Source organism: Psychrobacter immobilis (genome assembly GCF_904846235.1).
GTDB lineage: Bacteria > Pseudomonadota > Gammaproteobacteria > Pseudomonadales > Moraxellaceae > Psychrobacter > Psychrobacter immobilis_C.
In genome coordinates this window covers 1-21649 of sequence record NZ_CAJGZN010000026.1, presented here as the reverse complement: position 1 = coordinate 21649, position 21649 = coordinate 1, and the positions used below count along the sequence as shown (strand labels likewise).

Sequence of the window (21649 nt, the reverse complement as noted above, 5' to 3'; positions counted from 1 at the left end):
AAAACTGGTTATACCATTATAATCATAAGCGCCCAAACATGGGCAATGGCGGTTTTACACCGATACAGAAACTCAATCAGGCAGCTTAATTCTATTTATTAGGTGTCTTAAGTTTGGGAGGGTTACCAGACCTTCTTCAGTCACATCTAACTCTTCATGCTTGAGCTCTACTTGAATGCTATCAGTATGCACATGGGTGCTTTTGTTAATTTCAATATCTTGAATAGCGTAGGTGTCTTTGGTAATAGTAGCCACTTGGCGAGATAGCATAATATCAATCGGTTCATCGCCAATCTCTATTTGTTTACCATTAATGGTCACTACAGCTTTGCTATCCAAAGAAGGCTCGACGTGGCGCAATATGTCTTTGTCATCGTAGTTACCAGAGAGTAAATCTTGGCTCTCCGCGTCATGGTACTCAGTACGAATGGTGATATATTCTTCTACCAACTCAATTGGCACTTCGACAGTTTTAGTACGTGAATGCTTGGTGACGGTCACTTTACCCACGTCCAAGCGTTCTTTGTTAATCACAGGACGTTCTTCTAATAGTTCTAAGTGGCCAACATTGACGGTATTATTCGTCTGTTTCGTTGAGATATTTTGTTCTTTATCCAAGTTATCTTGGTAAAGGCTGTTTCCATTTTCAGTAGTCATTATTATTCCTTTATAATTATAAAATGATGAATTTCTAATAATTTCAAACGTTATATGTTAATTAACCACATATATTAACTAGCTACATTGAATACTATAAACCATTCACTCATGTTATGAATACAAAAAAGACCAGAGACATGCTCTGATCTTAATGGCTAAACATATGAGCTTAGCTACTTATTACTATCATATATAACTAACGATATAGGAAACTTACGTCGTTAAACTATGACGTATTAGCATCTTACATGCCACGAGCATGGCGTACATCTTCTGCTGTAATACCATCACGGTCTACTAAGTTACCTTCACGGTCAACCACGTTGCCGTCGCCATCAACATCTAGCTCTTCGCGTTGAATGGTCTCAATCAAGGTTTCAGTGTGATGATCGGTCGTCTTGCCCACGTTTACTTCTTCAGAAACATAGGTCTCTTTGCTGACGCGCGCACGTTCGGCCTGCAGTTCAACTTCAACTGTTTCAGTAGCGTCGAGGTCACCAATACGACGGTCTGTTGGACGATCTACGCTAGTACGCTGAATATTGGCATGTTCTTCTTCTAAGTCTACATCGACATTACGTTCTTCAGTGACGACATGCTTACCTACTTTTACTAGACCAGCAACGATACGATCTTTATTCACTGTCAAACGCTCTTCTAATAACTCTAATGTATTTGGTGCATCATAAGAGTGGTCTGCAATATCGACGCGATCTTCTACAGGGAGTGTATCAGCAGTAAATGCTTGACGATCTCTTTCGTACTGCTCTTTATAGCTGTATTGATAATCGTGATCGTATACTTCCATGGCTTCTACTTGTGTTTTGGTCAAGCTATCAAAGAAGACATCATCACCAACGATACGGGCTAAACCTGCTGGTACCAGTACTTCTTTTGAACTAAACCAGCCGCCTGCATCTACGATTAAGTAACGAATACGACCAGTAGTGTCTTCTACTAAGGCACCTTCGATTTTACCGATTTTTTCTTCATTGATACCGTAAGCAGTTTTGTGCGTTGGGTCATAATAGTCATCACCAATTAAGTCTTGATGAGTAGCTTGAATATCTTTTAAACGGATTAGTTGACTCATTGTTATATTCCTTTTTTGCGAGTTTATTTTTTATAATGTAATGGTTGATGTTGTTATTAATTTTTAGTAGAACCGTATTTATTACAGTTAATGGTAAGCCAAATGAATAGCTTCCCCATCAACTTGTAGCTATCCTAACACCGTGATTTTTGATGAGATATATAAGCAAGGTAGCAAAGTGTGCACTTGCAGTAATTGCGTGTAATAGGCTGTAAGTGGCATAACATAGGAGGGGGTAGAAGTTAACGAGACTTTACACAGAGTAATATTCAACATTCATCGAAAGAAAGCAGACACAAAAAAACCGCATTACCATTAGCAATGCGGTTTCTCAATAAACAATAATTATCTAAGTATTATTTAGCTAACTTACTTTAAGTCAGTTAGACCTGCTTTATTTAAGCAAGTTCAATAGCAACAGCTACCGCTTCACCACCACCGATACAGAGTGTTGCAACGCCTTTTTTGCCGCCAGTACGTTTTAGAGAGTTGATAAGCGTAATCAGAATACGAGCACCTGAACAGCCTACTGGATGACCAAGAGCACATGCACCGCCTTCGATATTTACTTTGGCATGGTCAAGTTTTAACTCGTCCATCGCAGCCATAGTAACCATTGCAAAGGCTTCATTGATTTCCCACAGATCTACATCATCTACTGACCAGCCAGCACTTGATAGTACTTTTTCAATGGCACCGATTGGCGCGATGGTAAATTCGCTTGGGTGACGTGAGTTTGAGGCAGTAGCAACAATGCGAGCTTGATAATCAAGGCCTTCAGCTTTCGCTTGTGACTCTTTCATTACTACGACGGCTGCAGCACCGTCTGAGATTGAGCTAGCGTTTGCAGCAGTAATCGTACCGTCTTTAGCAAATGCTGGACGCAAAGTAGGAATGCGATCAGCATTAGCAAGGGCAGGTTGCTCATCGGTATCAACAGTTTGCTCGCCTTTGCGCGTTGCAAACGTAACAGGCTCGATCTCATCTTTAAAATGGTTGTCTTTGATAGCAGTCAGCGCACGGTTCAATGACTCAATAGCAAACTCATCCATCTGCTCACGTGTATAGCCTTTTTCATCAGCCATTTCTTGAGCAAACATACCCATTAGCTTACCAGTATCAGCATCTTCTAGGCCATCTAAGAACATATGGTCTTTGACTTCTTTGTGACCCATACGATAGCCGCCACGTGAACCTGGCATGATATACGGTGCATTGGTCATTGACTCCATGCCACCTGCAACAGCAACGTTGAAGCTGCCCGCTTTGATACCATCATGCGCTTGCATGACTGCTTTTAGGCCTGAACCACAAAGCTTATTGATGGTGACAGCACCAGTCGCATCCGGTAGACCTGCTTTACGCATGGCTTGACGAGCAGGGCCTTGACCCAGACCTGCGGTCAAGATACAACCCATAATGACTTCATCAACACTGTCAGCGCTAACACCTGAGCGTTCAACAGCAGCTTTGATAGCGGCGGCGCCCAGCTCGGTAGCACTCATGTCTTTTAGTGCGCCTTGAAAGCCACCCATTGGTGTACGTGCGCCGTTTAGGATTACAATTGCATCATTTGACATCGTTATTATTCCTTGTTGTGCGTTTTGATTAAGTATCTACCAAGAAATCAGATGCCGATTGGCTAGCTTTTGCTTATATTATAAGCATCTGTCTTCTTCAGTATGTGGTTTATGCTAGCTCATCTAATCGTATGCGTACCACTTTATCAGTAATGGTCTCTAACTTTTCAATTTTTTCGATAGCGAGATTCATCTGACTCTCGACCACAGGTAGCGTCAGAATAATCACCGGCACTTGACCTACTTTATGCGCAGGCTTTTGCAAGATTGCATCGATATTGATACCAGCATCACTTAGGATGCGCGTGATATCTGCCAATACGCCTGGGCTATCATAAGCATGTACACGCAAATAATATCCAGTTACCATCTGATCAGCACGCAATATAGGCGTGTCTGATAGCTGGTCAGGGATAAATGCTAAATGCGGGACATGATGTCCAGTGTTGCTTTGATCGTCGCGGTCTTTGCTACCCAGTACACGAACCAAATCCATGACATCGGCCATCACTGCAGAAGCAGTTGCACCAGCACCAGCGCCATCGCCGCAATAGAGTGTCTGGCCAAGTGGATGTGAGTTGACTAATACTGCGTTCTTCACACCATTGACGTTCGCCAGTAGCGCATCTTGTGGAATAAGTGTCGGGTGTACGCGTAATTCAACCCCTGCATCACCATCGTTTTCGCTATCGCGGCGTACGGCAAACCCTAAATGCTTGATACGGTAGCCAAGCTCTTCGGCATAGTTCACGTCTTGCAGGGTAATACCAGTGATACCTTCACAGTAGACTTTATCAAACTGTAGCGGGATACCAAAAGCGATAGAGGCGAGTAGCGCTAATTTGTGAGCGGCATCAATACCTTCAACATCAAAAGTAGGATCTGCTTCTGCATAACCCAACTCTTGCGCTTCGCTTAATACGTCGGCAAATGGGCGACCCTTATCACGCATTTCGGTCATGATAAAGTTACCAGTACCGTTGATGATACCCGCGAGCCAGTCAATTTTGTTGGCGGCAAGTGCTTCACGCATTACCTTGATAATAGGAATACCGCCTGCTACCGCTGCTTCATAAGCAACATGTACATTGTTTTCTTCAGCGAAGGCAAAAATCTCATTACCATGTTCAGCGAGTAGAGCCTTGTTTGCCGTAACCACATGTTTGCCGTTTTTGATGGCCTGCATAATGACGTCTTTGGCTAAGGTGGTACCACCAATCACTTCGATAACAATATCGACATTATCGCTTGCGGCAATTGCCATCAGATCGCTGTTTTGCATGATATTGGTATCAATATCATCACGCTGACGACGCGTACCGACTTCGGTAATAATAATGTCGCGTCCGCTACGGCGTTTTAGCTCATTTAAATTATCATTGATCAGATTGATCACGCCCGTTCCGACGGTGCCCAGACCAAGTATCGCTAGTTTGATGGAATTACTCACAGTATCCTCAAGAGGTTAAATACAATGAAGTCATTATAAGCGGTGACAGTGTCAAATGAGTCTGCGACATCAAACATAACGTCTGTGCGCATCGTCTAGTACTGCCTGCCTATCTACTTCATTATAGTTGAATAAAAAAAGCTCAAATAAAAAGGGTGTTGCTCATTTTGCATCGTGCTTTATCGTATCATACCGACAAGGCATTGTGACGTCTATACAATCTCATAAAAGCCAATGTTCTAAAGGCTAATATCATAAAAAACAATGTCCTGAAGGCTAATGTCATAAAAGCCAAGTTTAGAAAGACAACATCATCAAGGTTATATCAGCTGACGATTATAAAAAAGCAGTAGCTTCAATCTTGTTTGGCATATGTATATGTCATTTATGCTTGATTGCCAATATTAGTTGTTAATATGAGTCACTAATATTGATAACTCACATTATTAGTTAGCGCCTACTGCTTGTGCCAATTCTGCTGCAGGTAAGTAGCCACCTACTTGTTGTCCTGTTTCGGTAAATACCGCAGGCGTACCGCGCACACCAAGTCTTGAACCTAAAGCCATATGTTCTTGTACAGGAGTGGCACAGCTAGGGGCTTGTACATTGGCACCGATTTTTGCTTGATCCATCGCAGCTTTACGATCCTGACTACACCAGATCGCTTCCATCTTTGGTACAGACTCTTGACTGCGAGGCCATGCCAGATAACGAACCTCGATACCGCGCGCATTGATATCATCCATTTCTGAATGTAGTTTGCGACAGTAGCCACAGTCTGCATCAGTGAAGGCATAAATAACGGCTTTGGTTTCGCCTTTTGCTGGATAAATCACCATGTCTTTTTTATCGACGGCTTTTAGCGCTTCTTGTGCTGTCGTAGCAACTAGGGCGGCACTGATATCAACCGGAGCGGCATCACCCACAGCGATGATCTGACCTTGAATAATATGCTTGCCAGCTTTATCAGTAAAGAAAGAAGGTAGACCTTCAGCGGTCACCCAATAAATACCATCCATATCTGTCGGTACAGCTGAAACGATAGTTTCCTCGATACCAGAGCTTTTTAGGTTCGCCTGTAACGCTTTCACCACGGTTGCATCATTACCAGCTGAAGGCTTAGCAGCAGTGGCATTTGTCTGTGCAGCGTTTACAACACTGGTATTGCTAGTTGCATCAGCGGCATTGTTTGAGCAGCCAGCAGCGATACCAACTAACAGCGCACTCATCATAAAACGAGATAAAACGGTACGAGAAAGAGGATTACGTAAGGTGGTATTTTTGATAGTGGGGAACGGCATACGGGTTTCCTATAGGTGTCGTGCCTAATCATGAGTTCGTTATAAAAACGCTATAAACTTTTCTATATAGTAATGTGTCTTGGCAGTGTTTTAAAGGTCTAACATTGAAGAAGTTCTTATAACTTATTGATAATAAAAGATAGGTAGTAATAGCCTTCATATTACCATATTTACGCCAAATAATAGCGAACGGAAGGCAGCCAAGAAGTATCAGTAAAGCCAACTTTAAAGAATAGCTATCAACATAAATTCAAAAAACAAGATACATTTGTGCTATTTAACATAGTTGCTTGAACTTGTAGTCTAAGGCTAATCGCATTGTTTCTATAAAAATCTATATAAAATGCGTTGTATAAACTATTTGAGAACGACTTACTTTAACAAATTTGCTTTAAGGAGCACACATGGCAGGTGCCAGTTTATTAACCTTACTCGATGACATCAGCGTCTTAATGGATGATGTGAGCGTCATGACCAAAGTTGCCGCCAAAAAAACCGCGGGCTTAGTTGGTGATGATTTAGCACTCAATGCCGAGCAGGTCACAGGGGTTAAGCCAAATCGTGAGCTCCCCGTCATTTGGGCAGTAGCCAAAGGCTCTGCCGTGAACAAAGTGATTTTAGTACCAGCGGCGCTATTAATCAGTTATTTTATACCGTGGTTGATTACTCCGCTATTGATGATCGGAGGGCTATACCTGAGTTATGAAGGGGCTGAGAAGGTCATTCACAAGTTTTGGCCGAAGTTGTTGCCCCATGATGAAGAACAAAATGCCCGTTTAAAAGCCAACGCAGATGAGTCGGTAGATTTGGTCGCGTTTGAAAAGGACAAAATCAAAGGTGCGATACGTACAGACTTTATCTTATCAGCTGAGATTATTGTTATCTCTTTAGGCGCAATTACAGCAGCTGGTGGCGATATTGTCCAAAAAGGCATCGTACTTTCGATAGTGGCTGCTGTCGTGACTGTCGGTATTTACGGCTTAGTTGCAGGCATCGTAAAGATTGATGATGCGGGTCTGCATTTGATTGAAAACTCACAAGCAGGTGATAGTAAGCGCAAGTTTGGCGAGTTTATGCTTGCAGCTGCGCCAAAGCTTATGAAGTTTTTATCCATAGCGGGCACGATTGCGATGTTCTTGGTGGGCGGCGGTATTATCGTTCACGGTATCGGCTTTTTGCATCACAGTGTAGAAGACATTGCCCATCTTACTGGGGTATTTGAAGGGTTAACCGCGTCATTGTTAAATGGATTGGTCGGACTGATTGTTGGCGCTATTGTGGTAGCTATTGTTACTACTATTGGCAAAATGCGTGGTAAAGATGACACAGCGTCTTCTGCACATTAAGCTTATCTGCTTTCTATTGTCTCTCGTTTGAATTAGCAAGTAAGTTTGACTGTATTAAGATAAAAAGCCCCAAAGCTACAAATAGCTTTGGGGCTTTTACATTTGAGCTTATATGACTAGCTGTCGCTGTCTACATCATCAGATGCGAGCTTTTCAGCCTGCGTCGGCTTCTTATGATCCATCTTAGGCTTACGACTGCGCGCCTTTGGTACTTTTGGCGTAGTCAGATTAAACATACCAGTCTGTGGAAGCAATTGCTCAGCCACATTTTCGATCATGTTTTTATAGCTGGCTATGGTCGTCTTAGACTTAGCTGCCTGACTGTCATCTTTGCTAGCCTCTTTAGTAGCTTCTACTACTACCGATTCAGTCGTCTGCTCAGTCTCTAACACGTTTTCTGCAGCATTTTCTACTTCATTGCCAGTTTGCTCTGCAGGGATTTCGACCTCCGCTTCCTTAGCTTCTGACTGAGCACGCTCGACTTCTAGCAATTGCTCACTATCAGCACTGACATTTTCTGTCTGTGTCTGATTGGCGAGGGCAGTCGCTTCAACGTCATGCGCATCGACTTCGTTATCGGTTTGCTCGACGGTAGCTTGTTCAGCAGGTACGCTCAATACAGTGGGTTCCTGATAATCAGGGTGCTGTCCGCGCGGATCGTTGCTAGCACGCTTAGTGATAGCACGTGGCTCAACGTCTGTCTTACCTTGTGCTGCTGCGAATTGACTGACAGCTTGAGTCATCGCTTCAAAGCGTGCGAGGTAGTCGGCAGCCAATGGTTGATAGCCATAGTTACTAAAGACAAAGCTCTGGCTAGCAGCATTAGAGCTATTATTAGCACCCTGAGATTGCTCATTATGCAACGCAATAGTCGCGATAAAGCAGTTGATAATGCCTTCTTCTGCTAAGCGCGTTTGCGCCTCTGGTAGCGTGGCACGAATAAACTCACCAACCGTGCCACGTATTGCTGGCACATTAGTGGCAGCTGGCTTGTTCGCTTGAGCAGCTTGCTGAGCGAGTACTACACGTGGATCGTTACTCGCTTGACCAAATTTCTCAGCAGTCACGTAACGTGTGCCAAATAGTGCCTCATGGGTTAGCTCAAGTGCTGAGTTACTCATATTACTTGTGCTTGCACTATTACTATCAGCCTGAGTACTTTGAGCTTCATCACTTTTACTCACATTTTCAGCAGTCTTGGTTTCCTGCTGTTTTGGAGTCTCTGTAGCTTTTTCAGCATCAGCAGTTACTGACGTTGAAGCTTCCTCTTTACTTTCGGTGTCACTCGTAGAAGTCGATGGTGCCTCCACAGCTACAGGTGCTTTTTTCTCTTCAGCAGCCTGCTCATGCTTAGGTACATCGTTTTGCACCTTAGCTTGTTCGGTAGATGCACGCTTATCATCATTTACCTGATTAGCATTTGCTTCCACCGTACTTTTTTCGCTATTGCTTTTCTTATCAGCGTTTGGAGCACTGGTGTTTTGCTTGTTAGTGCTCTGCTCATTGCTACTGTGTTTGTCAGTAGGTTTTTGAGCAGCTGTTTCGTTTGAACGCTCATCTTTTGCTACGTTATTTGTCGCGCTTTGTTTCTCACTAGGCTGAGTTTTGGCCTGTGTGGATTTACTATCATCTAAAGATAGATGCACCACTTCAGGCGCTTTTAGCTCAGTTGGCGCTTCATTGACCTGTAGCACGACCTCGTTAGGGTCTTGATTACGACGTGCGCTATGTTGATTCTTGCTATTGGCAGCATCGTTGTTTCTAACGTTCTGCTGTTTGCTCTGCTTAACGTTGTCAGCCGTTAGTGTCTCACCGCGCTCTAGCTTACCGCGTGAGCCGCGTTGGCTATGCGATTTACGCTTAGTACGGGTTTGCTCATCTGCTTTAGAGCTGTTTTCGTTATCAGCATCACTGCGCTCGCTTGCGTTACGATTGCTGCTCTGTTGATTGCTATCTTGGCGGTTATTACGATTGCGATCGTTCGTGCGTCTATTATCATGCTGACGCTTGTCTTGCTGCCTTTGGTCTTGAGTATCAGACGATTTGTCATCAGCATTGTTTGAGCCAGTATTTTCTGAGCTACTGTTTACGTTGCCAGTATTCTCGTCAGTTGTCTCTTTTCTTTGACGCGGTTTAGAAGATCTAGACTTACGCGGCTTACGTCTTCTTCTGTCTTCATTGCTGCTGTCGTCAGCATCGCTGTCATTACGACGCGCCTGTTGACGATTAGCATTGTTATCTGACTGTTGGCTTTCGTTTTTCTGACTGTTGCTTTGCTGAGTTGGCTGCTCACTAGTTGCAGCTGCACTATTCAATGCATTGCTATCAACTTGACCAAACGAGCCTAAGCTTTGCGCGCCCGTGTTTACTAGTGCTTCGATTGCTTCAGCGGCATCTCGGCTACTGACACTAGGCGTCGTAGTGGCTTGCGGTGCTTGAGCAAATAGGTTTGATAACCATGCGACGGCTTTTGGTTGAGCAGTAGCTTCGACACTCTGTGTCTGCGGCGCTACTGGAGCGGCAACACTAGCGGTTTTATTAGCTTGCGGTGCATGTGCAGGCGACACATCGTTGGTGTTTTTATGATTACGACGATCATTGCTATGATTTACCGTATCGTTCTGTGCTTGCGTAGCTGCGGCCTGCTGTGTGTTTGAGCGACTCTGCTTATCATCTGCAGTTTTACGAGGCTGGCGAGTAGGCTGCTGTTCAGGACGCTCTTTTTCAGCAGTTTGCCAGTCAACGTTGTAGCCAAGGTCACTGTGCTCTTGTTGCTGAGTATCAGTGATACGTTCATAGCTCGATGGTGCAAAGCCATCACGGTTGAAATGAAGCTTGAAATTTGGTGATTCTAAATGCGCGTGTGGCAAAATAGTGATACGCGTGCCACTGTCTTGCTCAAGGTAAACCAAGCTATCGCGCTTTTCGTTTAATAAGAATGCAGCGATGTCTGTCGGGACTTCAGCTTGTACTTCACCTTGACGTTCTTTAAGAGCGATTTGCTCAATTTGACGCATGATAGATAGCGACAGTGAACGCAAGTCACGAATCATACCGTTGCCGTGACAACGTGGGCAAATATAGCCAGTTGACTCTTCTAGTGAAGGACGTAGACGCTGACGGCTCATTTCCATCAAACCAAACTTAGAGATATCACCAAACTGAACGCGCGCACGATCGTATTTGGTCGCGTCAATCAGACGTTTTTCTACTTCTTTTTGGTGCTTATTGTCATTCATGTCAATGAAATCAATAACGATCAAACCACCCATATCACGCAAACGAAGCTGACGAGCAATCTCATCGGCTGCTTCTAAGTTGGTATGGTAAGCGGTCTCAGCAACATCTGAACCTTTGGTTGACTTAGCTGAGTTAATGTCGATAGAGACTAGTGCTTCTGTTTGGTCAATAACGATTGAACCACCTGATGGCAGACGAACTTCGCGCTGATAAGCGGTTTCGATTTGTTTTTCGATATTGAAGCGCGAAAACATCGGCTCATAATCGGTATATTTGCGTAGCTTTTCGGCTTGTTTTGGCATTACCGCATCGATAAACCCAGCCGCTTCAATGTAAGCGTTTTCGTTATCAATCCAAATTTCAGCGATATCATCACGTAGATAATCACGAACAGCACGTGTGACAACGCCCGCTTCTTGGTGAACCAAGCGCGGTGAAGGGTATTTTTGGTTTTGTTCTTGAATGGCTTGCCAAATGTTGAGCAAGTGATTTAAATCGTGCTGTAAGTCTTCCTGAGTTTTACCAATACCAGCAGTACGAATGATGACACTCATGCCTTTTGGTAAATCAAGATTGCTTAGCATGCGTTTCATGTCTTCGCGCAGTTTGCCCGAGATTTGACGTGAGATACCACCACCGCGAGGGTTGTTTGGCATCAATACCAGATAACGACCGGCTAATGACACATACGTTGATAGGGCAGCGCCTTTATTGCCGCGCTCTTCTTTTTCGACTTGGACGATTAGCTCGTCGCCTTCTTTGATCAGTTTTTTGATATTTTCGTCACGTGGGTTGCCGCTTAGGTATTCAGCAGAGATTTCACGAATTGGCAAAAAGCCTTGGCGCTGAGAACCGTATTCAACGAATACTGCTTCGAGCGATGGCTCAACACGGGTCACATGACCTTTATAGATGTTAGATTTTTTTTGCTCGCGAGTACGGTTTTCTAGGTCGAAATCGTACAGATGGTTGCCTTTACATAAGGCGACACGAATCTCTTCGTTTTGAGTAGCGTTGATTAAAATGCGTTTCATATTTGTATCCTATGAGTACGCATGACAACGATAAGACAGTCTTTAGGACATAGTGGCAAGTGTGGCTAATATTGTGATTAGCGTGTGTAGATGTTCATTAACGGTAGAACGTAAATCGTGGGTTTATAAAGCACATGGGCTTTTTCAATGGCTTCTTTTTTACCTGAAATAATGAGCAGCGCTCACATTAATATCAGTAATATAGGGTGTAAAGCTACGGTACTTATATTTTATCATCAGTAAACTTGGTACATATATGAATGTGTCAGCGAGTTAAAGCGCTCTTATTCTCAGTACGTTCTATTGGTAGTGATTTCAGCGCACGTTGTAAGCGTGGGCGAGGGTCAGTTACAGTTCTAAAAAATACTGATATTAAAAAGGCGTGGTGCTGTTGCCATTCATCCATCAAAGTCTAACAATAATATCGCGGTCATGATTGCTACTATATAGTGGCGTCATTCAGCGGTTGTTTGTTCAGGCGAAGCAATTGGTTACTCTTTGTTTATCGTTCTTTGTATAACGTCAATAATATCTTGGGTGTCTCAAGGTTAGGTGTCGCAGCTTTTGTTATCAGCGGGGCGTACTTGGCAAACAGAGTAATGGACCAGCTTGTCAGCGTGGTATCGTATTTACATTGTTATCGTCATCTGTTTGACCACCAATACTTAGGCAGCTATCGATATACTTTTCGATCCTAACGCTAAACTACCCATACTTGCTCAACTATGCTGGCATAAAGAACCATCAGATAAATAGTCATTCAATAATGATTGGTTATCGAGTACGGTCGTTGTCATGCAATTAGTGAGTCAGTGTTGTGTTGTAATCGGTTAATAAGCTGATTTATTATCAGCGTTATTAACGCGAAGGTATTTAGTGTCACTATTTATTTTATGGTACCGAATAACATTCAGTACAGTATTTTTAATTTGTAGGGCTATATTTGGTAAGTAATACCTCTAAATAAATAACGCGCCCTAAAATCAGATGAAACGTGTCAGGTCAGCAGGATAAATAGTGTCAACCGCTTTACTGGCAAGTAGTAGAAAACTGACAAGCAATAAAAGGGTGGTCAACTATTTGTAACAACAATGATTATTGCTGTCGCCTCTGCTTAATTGTCGCTCAACATGCTAAACTATAGCAAATCTTTGTGTAAATACCTAACTAAAAATGACAAACTCAAAAATGACTGACGACGCTACTACCCATGAAGCCCCTGCTATTTTTAATAGCAAAACACGCCCACAAAGCGCTGACGATGAGATTAGCAACTTCGGTAAGGTGAACTACCTCGAAGTAACGCGCCATCAACACGACCAGCGTTTGGATAACTTTTTGTTAAACCGTTTAAAAGGTTTGCCAAAATCACATATCTACAAAATGATTCGCTCAGATGAGATACGCGTCAATAATAAGCGCTGTAAAGCACATGATAGAGTGCAGCGTGAAGATGTGGTACGTATTGCTCCTGTAGAGCTAGCAACGCGCGAAAAACCAATTATTAGTACCGAGTTCGCCAAAAGCTTACTGGCTCGCGTGGTCTATGAAGATGACGGTTTGCTAGTGCTAAATAAACCTTCTGGTATCGCTGTGCATGGCGGTAGCGGCTTGGACTTTGGGGTTATCGAAGCCATGCGTGAAGTGACGGGTAAAAAATACCTAGAGCTGATCCATCGCATTGACAAAGACACATCAGGGCTACTGATGATTTCCAAAAAACGCTCAACGCTCAAAGTATTGCAGCAGCATTTGGTAGACAAGACTATTCAAAAGCACTATCTGTGTCTTGCCAAAGGTCAACCTGCACTTAATGAGCAGCGTATTAATGCGCCATTGCTACGTTACACGCTTGCCAGTGGTGAGCGCCGAGTGAAAGTAGATAGCCAAGATCTACAAGCGAAAGAAAGCCAGACTGATATCATTATCCATGATCGCTTTACGATTAATAGTCAGCCAGTCAGCTTAATTGAAGCTAAGCCATTGACGGGTCGCACTCATCAAATCCGTGTGCATTTAGCACATATCGGTCATGCCATTTTGGGTGATGACAAATACAACGTTCATGACAAATCAGGCGTCCATCGTCTGTGTCTACATGCATGGCGCTTAGACATCCCAGGCTACAAGACTATTACTGCGCCGTTGCCAGACGATATGGCAGATTGGCTACCAGAAACAACGAAATTGCCTGAATAGTTTTTTAAAATAAATTCTTAAGCCAAACTATTTTTGTATTTTCCTAAACGTCACGATATCTTATTTTTACGAATAAGCCACCGTGACGTTTTAGTATCTGCTATTTATTATTGTTATTCATTAAGGTAAGTCCATGACCAAACCAGCTGTAACTTCAGAGCGTGTTATAAATACTCAACCATCAGCAGAACACAATCTGTCTGACAAAACGTTGATTATTTTTGATTGGGACGGCACCCTAATGGATTCAATCGGCCTGATTGTTGATTCTATGCATGTAGCTGGGGAAGCACATGGGTTTGAGACGACTGATAAAGCCGTAAAAGATATCATTGGTCTGAGCTTAATGAATGGGATTAAGATTTTATATCCGCAGGCAAACGATGCGCAGTTGCTTGAGATTCAGCAAACCTATGCAGAGTACTATATTGCCAATAGTCACAGTACGCCGCTATTTGAGCCGATAGAGCATATGTTGCAAACTTTGCAGCAGCAGGGAAAAACGCTCGCCGTAGCAACTGGCAAAAAAAGAAAAGGGCTAGATCGTGTATTAGATGCCTCCGATAGCCATGATTACTTTGCGATTACGCGTTGTGCTGATGAGTCAGGCTCAAAACCTGATCCGCAGATGTTGACCGATATCTTGGATGATACGCAGCAGCAGGTTTCTGATGCTGTGTTTATCGGTGACAGTATCTATGACATTCAAATGGCAACAGCATTGGGCATGACCAGTATAGCGGTGAACTATGGTACGGCAACGAGTGCAGAGCTTGCTGCGCAAAATCCAACCTATCAGGTTGATACTCCACAAACGCTAGTGGATTTGCTATGCGGGTAGAGCTACTTTTATAATTCTTATTGTTTTTATAACATAACGATAATAATAATGAGTGAATAAACAGGCAATAAAAAAGGGTTTATCGTAATAGCGATAAACCCTTTTTTGCTAAAGACAACGATATCTATTTGTTTTCTTTATTAACGCTTTCTTTTTCACCGCTTTCCTTTTCAATAGCGTCTTCTAACTCAGCCCCTTCTAGTAACGCAAAAGAAGACTCAATGATTTTGTCTGCATCAAGCTGATACTCATACCAGTTGCCCATTATTCCAGCCAACTCATCGAGACCTTCTTTTCTGAGAGCCGAAAACAACTGAATGGTACAGTTTAAGCCCAGTTTTTTCAGGCGTTTACGAGTCTCAAGGAGGGCGTTTTTAGAAGCACCGTACTTCAGCTTATCTGCTTTAGTCAGCAGAATATGTACTGGTAGCTCACCATCGTTTGCCCAGTGCAGCATTTGCTCATCAAAAAACTTAAGCGGATGACGAATATCTGTCATCAATACCAGACCTGCAAGGCTTGAGCGTGATACCAAGTATTCTTCTAGCTCAACTTGCCATTCTTTTTTCATCTCTAGCGGAACAGCTGCATAGCCGTAACCGGGCAAATCGACCAAACGTCTGTCAGTATCACCGATACTAAAAAAGTTAATCATCTGCGTGCGTCCAGGTGTCTTAGACGAGCGAGCCAATTGACGCTGATTGGTTAAGGCGTTGATGGCTGATGATTTGCCAGCGTTTGAGCGACCTGCAAAAGCGACTTCCAATCCCATGTCAGGCGGACAGAGACGAAAGGTAGGTGCTGACATCATAAACTCAGTTTGCTGAATTTTCTGACGAGATTTGGTATTGAACAAGGCATGTTCAGCGGCGACATCGTTAAACGGGGTACTCATAAATGGCTCATTAATCTTAAAAAATTGGATGCGATTATAAAATTTTAGTTAGCTGATGATTCAAGTCATCGGTGCGGTCAAGTAGTTGGTAAAGCAATAGGTAAATCAAGTTAAAAGGCTGTTCTTTATCAATACAGTTATGTGCAAATCATAAAAGTAGCTATTTAATATTACTGGCTATTCTATACTATTCCGCGTCTTACTTATTGAAATAACTGCGATTAGCATCATATAAATAGTAGGATAACATTAAAGTTGGTCAGTCATTGAGACAAGTTCTCAGCTTTAACAAAGCCATATCCAAATTCTCTATGTTTATATGACATATATTGTTACAATGTTTAACGAAGGATGTTTAATAGAACGATTGATGAGACACGTGAAATATCACGAGGAGGTGCTCTATGTTTTCAATCAGTAAACTTCTTAGCACGAGTTATCGCGCCATAACGGCTAGCAGTGCTGCACTATTATTAAGTGGCATTATGATTAGCAGCGCAGGTGCGGCGGATATCGCCACTACCTATAATAACTCATGTGCAGCCTGTCACGATAGTGGGGCATTGAATGCCATCAAAAAAGGTGATAGTGTCAAATGGCAACAGCTGATCAAACAAAAAAGTATGCCGACACTCATTAAGTCTGTCAAAGGTGGGATGCCGCAAATGCCAGCAGGTGGTCTTTGCGACAAATGTAGTGATGACGACTATCGTAAACTTATCGAATATATGAGCAAATAATCGACTTATAAATATAATTTGAACATATAAAATAAAGCGCTGGGCTAATAACCTATCTGCGCTTTTTGTTTTTGCGTCATATTGTATATTGTGTTGCCAGAAAACTGATGGATACTATGATTAAGTAGGCAAATGATACAAAGTCTTGCTATAATAATCGAAAATAAACCCTGATGTTAGTAAGTACTTTCAGACTGCTTGTGTCCAAGACCTCAAAATATACGCCATTCTCATGATTAAAGAGACGGCTATATCAGGTATCTTACCAGTGCAATCACTCTAAATAATGCTTACGCCGAGCTAGTAGGATTTGTATCAATGAAAAAGTTAATCGCTGCTGCCAGCTTATGCGTTGCAAGTTTCAGCGTACAAGCTGCTATTATTGTTCCTGAATATGACGTCAATGCAGGTCAAAAAGTTGCAGAAACCGTTTGTGCCGCTTGTCATGGTCTTAATGGCGTCAGCATTGTTCCTGCACAGCCAAACCTTGGCGGCCAAAACGTAAAGTACCTATATAAACAGCTAGTCAACTTTAAAGCAGGTTATCGCAAAAACGGTATCATGCAGTCACAAGTTGCTAATCTATCTCAGCAAGACTTAGCCAACGTAGCAGGTTACTATGCCAGTCAAGCGCCTTGGGGCGTTGGCTACGGCAATCCTGCAACCAACCAAGAAGCGACTAAGCTATTCTTGGGCGGTGATAAGTCGCGCGGTGTCATTGGCTGTGCCGGCTGTCATGGTCCAGATGCTGCAGGTAATACTTGGGCTGCATTTCCAAAGCTAGGCGGACAGCATGCTCAGTATATTGCTACTCAGCTAAAACTATTCCGTGCCGCTGGACGTGTTGATGATATCGATAGCGATGATCAAAAACGAGTCAATGATGCAGCCAAAGAAGGCGAGATGGGTATGATGCAAACGGTTGCATCGAAACTATCAGATCGTGACATTCGTATCTTGTCAGATTATGTAAGTGCTATTCACTAATTGAGTCGCACTGATGCGATATCTGATACATGCTTTGCTTTGCATAGAAGACCATTGAGTAAAGCCACTGAGTACTGAATCGCATATTGATTATATCTGAATGACTAAACCCCGATTTCGGGGTTTTTTTATAACTGTTTGTCCCTTATATTAAGACAGTATTTAGATGAATTCATTTACAGAAGCCAGTCGTTGCTCTGTATAATTATAAATTATCGTTATTCACTTTATACCAATTTTCAAAATACGATTAGCCATCTCAAACATGTTCAGTCTATTATGCGTGGTACTTGCACTTGTTTTGTTTGCCAATCCAGTTTTTGTGAATGGTATTAGATCGTTTGGATTGAAATTATGATGATCCGTTATGCTTCTTATTTTATCGCGGCGCTACTACCGTTATTGCTATTTCGTTGGTTTGCACCTGCGTCAATTGGTGAGATTGACTTTTGGTTACTATGGCTATTAGCCATGGTATTGGTCGCGCTGCCAGTCATTTACGCTGAGATAGCGTTGGCCTATCGCAGTGTCGAAGGACCTCTAGCGGGTATGCAAAAGCTCACTCGTGAAGCAGATGTCAGTCCGATCTGGCGTAGCTTTGGTTGGTTAGCAGCGTTGGTTTCTATAGTGATTGCAGCATTGGTTATATCTGGTGCAAGTACAGGTATATTGTCTGCATTAACTGAGCTAAATAGCGTACCCGATGTACCTGATTTCGCAGTTGCTGCAGGTCTAATGGTCATTGCAGTACTCTTAAGCTTGCTGGGTATTGCACCTTTACCTATTGGTTTAGGACTGATGGTAATAGGGTTGCTGCTAGGATTCGCAAACGGTGTGCCAAATGCTGGTTTTGCCATGACTGATATCAGTTTGACGGAATGGGCTCGCGCAGTCGCGTTAGCATTAGTCAGTGTTGGTGCAGGTACAGGATTATACTGGTTCGGTCAGAACTTGGTGAGTAAGCAGACCGTCACAGCGGTAGAAGCAAACAATCAGCAAGCAAAAAACAGAGCGGCTACTCGTGAGTACCGTGCAACCAAGCTAGTGTTACCGATTTGGGTATTGCAACTGCTGATAGGAGTAGTGGCTTTATTTACTAGTGGTATGTCGCTACCGCCGATTGGACAGCTTTTATATTGGGGCGGGGTGTTATTTGTAGCCAGTTACTTGCTCCATTACAGTACTCAACAGTTAACGCATAAGTTTGGATTATTGGTTAGTTTGATAATCACTTTTGCTATAGCGTTACTATTAGTGATTGCGATTCCGACAGCATGGTTAGTTGGCATCTTGGTCATTATTAGTAGCATTGCTGTACTATTATTATCAGTATTTGCGGGTTGGCAGATGAAGATTAGCCATCTACGCAAGTCACTAAATTTTAGTAATGAAGCAGTTTATAACTTGTGGCGAGTGGCGATACGTTTAGTCGTACCATTAGCATTACTGCTAGCACTGATAGGTTGGGTGATGCAGTGGTTGAGCTAACAGTCGAAGGTCGTGACAACAGTGTGCCACAGTCTACGCAAGCCAATTTAATGACCGTATATCTGGCGTATGCTGAAAATGAGCAGCGCCAGCATTATCTAGCTTTGCAGGTTAGACAAGATACTAGTTTGCATGAAGCATTGGCGCAAGCAGGATGGCTTGAGAAATTTGTAGAACTGGCAAAGTGGTGTGAGCAAGTAATAGATATCACCACGCCAACTGTGAAACGTTGGCATGTAGGTATTTATGCACAGAAACAGCCATTAAGCTATTTGCTACAGCCTTTCGACCGTATTGAGGTATATCGCAGTTTAAGCGCTGATCCTATGTCTCAGCGCAAAAATAAATCTCGTAGCTAAACCGTTAACCATCTAAGCTAATAGTTTCGCTAACTATGATGCTGGCAGACTCTCAATACCTTCGATGCGCGTGACCAAATCATTATCATCAAAGTAAACAACTAAATGCTGGCTAGCATTTTTGACATCTGCGATGCCTTTGCGGCTACCTTCAGTGCCTGCTTTGTAGTCATAGATATAATCCCAGCGTTTAGGCTCAAGCGTATCTCGAATCGCAGGGCTACCAAGAGTATAAAGAACTTGGTTTTGATTCATACCCACTTTTAGCTTTTGAGCTTGGGTTTGAGTAATCGCTGTGCCTTGTGGCAAATCAATCTTATAAACACTCAATAATGAGCAGCCAGACATAGCAACAGTAGCGCTAAGCATACTGGTGATAACGATCTTACGTAATGCGCTTGTGTGGCTCAACGGACGGAAATTTAATGTCTTTATCATGGTAAGATGACTCATAAGAAATGAATTAGGTGTGGCCAGCATTAGGTCGTACCAGTCTGACCGACAATCTTGGACAAATGATACGTCATTTACTTGCAATTGCCTACCACTTACGACATTATTTACCAAACACAATCTGAGTAGTTAGATTAATTATATTTAAAATTCATAGGCTTGCATCTCGATATTTAGAAAATAATAAGAGAGATGTCTGCGTAAGTTTCATCAGTTTATTATTAATTATTTACTTTATATTAAATAAAAATAATCTTTGTTGATTATTTATCTCATATTTTCTATTTGTTAAGGCTGTCACAGTCAAAAGGGATATTATGGCTTCTTTTACCAATCAAGATTTACGTAGAGCAGGACTCAAGGTCACGTTACCTCGTATCAAAATTTTAGAGCTATTAGAAAGCGCAGAGCTGCATCATATGAGTGCAGAAGAAGTGTATAAGGCGCTTATCGAGCAAGGTGAAGATGTAGGTCTTGCCACTGTCTATCGTGTACTGACACAGTTTGAACAAGCAGGTATTGTTGAGCGTCATAACTTCGAAAACAATCTATCTGTATTTGAGATTACCCAAGAAGAGCATCACGATCACCTAGTTTGTGATGTGTGTGGCAAGATTATAGAGTTTCATAATGAAGTCATCGAAGAAGAGCAGCTGAAAGTAGCAGAAAAACATGGCTTTAAATTGTCTGGGCATTCTCTTGTTCTATATGGTATCTGCGCGGATCAAGCCTGTAGAGACAGCGCGAAGTAATTGTCTAGCGTATAAGTAGAAACGCTTATTTCTGTTAGTACTACTGTATTAAACAGTAAAAAGAAACCCTTGTTATTTATAACGAGGGTTTCTTTTTATATGTCTATTATGCGTAGAAAGCGCAATAATTTAGCTTACATCTAACGATAAACTATCAGCCCCTTCATCTAAATTAGCCTTACCGTTTTTACTACTGAGCTTAATTTTGAGGCGCAGATCGTTAGGAGAGTCCGCATGTAGAATCGCTTCTTTATAAGTTATCTCTCCTTGTTCATACAAATCAAAAAGTGCCTGATCAAAGGTTTGCATACCACTGTCTCGTGAGCGTGTCATCACATCTTTGATTTCATGGACTTCTCCTTTACGGATATAGTCACTGATCAGCTGCGAATTTAGCAAAATCTCAATAGCAGCGCGTCGCCCTTTACCGTCAGGTGTGGGGATAAGCTGCTGTGCGATAATAGCTTGCAGGTTCAACGACAAATCCATAAACAACTGATTATGGCGATTGGTTTCAAAGAAGTGAATGATACGATCGATTGCTTGGTTAGCATTGTTTGCGTGCAACGTTGCAAATACTAAATGACCTGTCTCAGCATACTGGATAGCGTAGTTCATGACTTCACGGTTACGAATCTCGCCGATTAAGATGACATCGGGTGCTTGGCGTAGCGTGTTTTTTAGGCCTGCTTCAAATGAATGGGTATCGATACCAACTTCACGTTGGGTAATAATACAGCCACGATGTTTATGAACAAACTCAATTGGGTCCTCTATCGTAATGATATGACCATGAGAATTTTGATTGCGATGTCCTATCATTGCAGCAAGGGTAGTAGATTTACCTGTACCCGTTGCGCCAACTAATAGAACAATACCGCGTTTTTTCATGGCCAATTCTTTTAGCGCAGGCGGTAAACGTAACTCTTCGACCGTTGGAATGTTGTTTTCAATTTTCCGTAAAATCATTCCTGCCATATCGCGTTGTACAAATGCACTGACTCGAAAGCGAGCTTGTTGCGCCTCGTCAGAGATCGCAAATTGACACTCGTTGGTATCTTCAAACTCTTTTTGCTGGCTTGGTGTCATTACACCTTTGACCAATGAACCGCCCCGACTTTATCGGAGAGTGATTTACTTGAGTCAGGCAGCGATGCCTGACAGGGTTAAATTATCATAATACCGCTTTTCAAACTCAAAGGGTGACACATATCCAATCGTGCTATGCAAT

Annotated in this window: 16 protein-coding genes and 1 pseudogene; 8 read left to right on the top strand and 9 right to left on the bottom strand. The window is 42.6% G+C overall.

What is annotated here, in order from left to right:
- Positions 1-72 precede the first annotated feature (72 nt).
- From JMX07_RS12715 to JMX07_RS12695, 5 genes are all read right to left on the bottom strand, one after another.
- The gene (locus JMX07_RS12715) at positions 73-657 is read right to left on the bottom strand and encodes a YsnF/AvaK domain-containing protein (protein ID WP_201608294.1); all 585 of its coding nucleotides are present in this window, start codon (positions 655-657) and stop codon (positions 73-75) included.
- 247 nt (positions 658-904) lie between these two features.
- Positions 905-1753 (bottom strand): DUF2382 domain-containing protein, encoded by an 849-nt coding sequence (locus tag JMX07_RS12710; protein WP_201578884.1) that lies wholly within the window; start codon positions 1751-1753, stop codon positions 905-907.
- 398 nt (positions 1754-2151) lie between these two features.
- Positions 2152-3333: a thiolase family protein gene (locus tag JMX07_RS12705; RefSeq protein WP_201568353.1), complete on the bottom strand. Its 1182-nt coding sequence runs from the start codon at positions 3331-3333 to the stop codon at positions 2152-2154.
- A gap of 109 nt (positions 3334-3442) precedes the next feature.
- On the bottom strand, positions 3443-4783 hold the full coding sequence (locus JMX07_RS12700; RefSeq protein ID WP_101205523.1) for a homoserine dehydrogenase: 1341 nt from the start codon (positions 4781-4783) through the stop codon (positions 3443-3445).
- A 446-nt stretch (positions 4784-5229) separates the two neighbouring features.
- Positions 5230-6084, bottom strand: a complete 855-nt coding sequence (locus JMX07_RS12695) for a DsbC family protein (protein ID WP_201608292.1) — start codon at positions 6082-6084, stop codon at positions 5230-5232.
- Positions 6085-6488: 404 nt separating this feature from the next.
- Between JMX07_RS12695 and JMX07_RS12690 the strand changes: the two genes are divergently transcribed.
- The gene (locus JMX07_RS12690) at positions 6489-7430 is read left to right on the top strand and encodes a DUF808 domain-containing protein (protein ID WP_102090795.1); all 942 of its coding nucleotides are present in this window, start codon (positions 6489-6491) and stop codon (positions 7428-7430) included.
- Positions 7431-7546: 116 nt separating this feature from the next.
- Here JMX07_RS12690 and JMX07_RS12685 read toward each other — a convergent pair whose 3' ends face one another.
- On the bottom strand, positions 7547-11704 hold the full coding sequence (locus JMX07_RS12685) for an Rne/Rng family ribonuclease (protein WP_201608290.1): 4158 nt from the start codon (positions 11702-11704) through the stop codon (positions 7547-7549).
- Positions 11705-12892: 1188 nt separating this feature from the next.
- Here JMX07_RS12685 and JMX07_RS12680 point away from each other — a divergent pair.
- Together JMX07_RS12680 and JMX07_RS12675 are read left to right on the top strand one after the other, a co-directional pair.
- Positions 12893-13903 carry an RluA family pseudouridine synthase gene (locus JMX07_RS12680; RefSeq protein ID WP_201608288.1) on the top strand — a complete coding sequence of 337 codons (1011 nt, stop codon included), beginning with the start codon at positions 12893-12895 and terminating at the stop codon, positions 13901-13903.
- Positions 13904-14036: 133 nt separating this feature from the next.
- Positions 14037-14744 (top strand): HAD family hydrolase, encoded by a 708-nt coding sequence (locus tag JMX07_RS12675; RefSeq protein WP_201608286.1) that lies wholly within the window; start codon positions 14037-14039, stop codon positions 14742-14744.
- 124 nt (positions 14745-14868) lie between these two features.
- Here the strand turns inward: JMX07_RS12675 and yihA are convergent, their stop codons facing one another.
- Positions 14869-15639, bottom strand: coding sequence for a ribosome biogenesis GTP-binding protein YihA/YsxC (gene yihA, locus JMX07_RS12670; protein WP_201608285.1), 771 nt, complete (start codon positions 15637-15639; stop codon positions 14869-14871).
- Between the two features lie 404 nt (positions 15640-16043).
- Between yihA and JMX07_RS12665 the strand changes: the two genes are divergently transcribed.
- From JMX07_RS12665 to JMX07_RS12650, 4 genes are all read left to right on the top strand, one after another.
- Complete coding sequence (locus tag JMX07_RS12665; protein WP_201608284.1) at positions 16044-16379, top strand: c-type cytochrome; 336 nt, start codon at positions 16044-16046, stop codon at positions 16377-16379.
- A 318-nt stretch (positions 16380-16697) separates the two neighbouring features.
- Positions 16698-17366, top strand: coding sequence for a c-type cytochrome (locus tag JMX07_RS12660; protein WP_101205531.1), 669 nt, complete (start codon positions 16698-16700; stop codon positions 17364-17366).
- A 354-nt stretch (positions 17367-17720) separates the two neighbouring features.
- Positions 17721-18854, top strand: a complete 1134-nt coding sequence (locus JMX07_RS12655; RefSeq protein ID WP_201608283.1) for a hypothetical protein — start codon at positions 17721-17723, stop codon at positions 18852-18854.
- Positions 18842-19213 carry an RnfH family protein gene (locus JMX07_RS12650; protein WP_227684840.1) on the top strand — a complete coding sequence of 124 codons (372 nt, stop codon included), beginning with the start codon at positions 18842-18844 and terminating at the stop codon, positions 19211-19213. The genes JMX07_RS12655 and JMX07_RS12650 overlap by 13 nt, the downstream gene beginning before the upstream one ends.
- Before the next feature lie 33 nt (positions 19214-19246).
- Here the strand turns inward: JMX07_RS12650 and JMX07_RS12645 are convergent, their stop codons facing one another.
- Positions 19247-19666, bottom strand: a complete 420-nt coding sequence (locus JMX07_RS12645; protein WP_201608282.1) for an outer membrane protein assembly factor BamE — start codon at positions 19664-19666, stop codon at positions 19247-19249.
- A gap of 317 nt (positions 19667-19983) precedes the next feature.
- On the opposite strand from JMX07_RS12645, the gene fur reads away from it, so the two are divergent.
- Positions 19984-20418, top strand: a complete 435-nt coding sequence (fur, locus tag JMX07_RS12640) for a ferric iron uptake transcriptional regulator (protein WP_057758249.1) — start codon at positions 19984-19986, stop codon at positions 20416-20418.
- Between the two features lie 129 nt (positions 20419-20547).
- Here the strand turns inward: fur and JMX07_RS12635 are convergent.
- Positions 20548-21507, bottom strand: a pseudogene (locus JMX07_RS12635) (PilT/PilU family type 4a pilus ATPase); the annotation flags it as partial.
- Between the last annotated feature and the right edge of the window lie 142 nt (positions 21508-21649).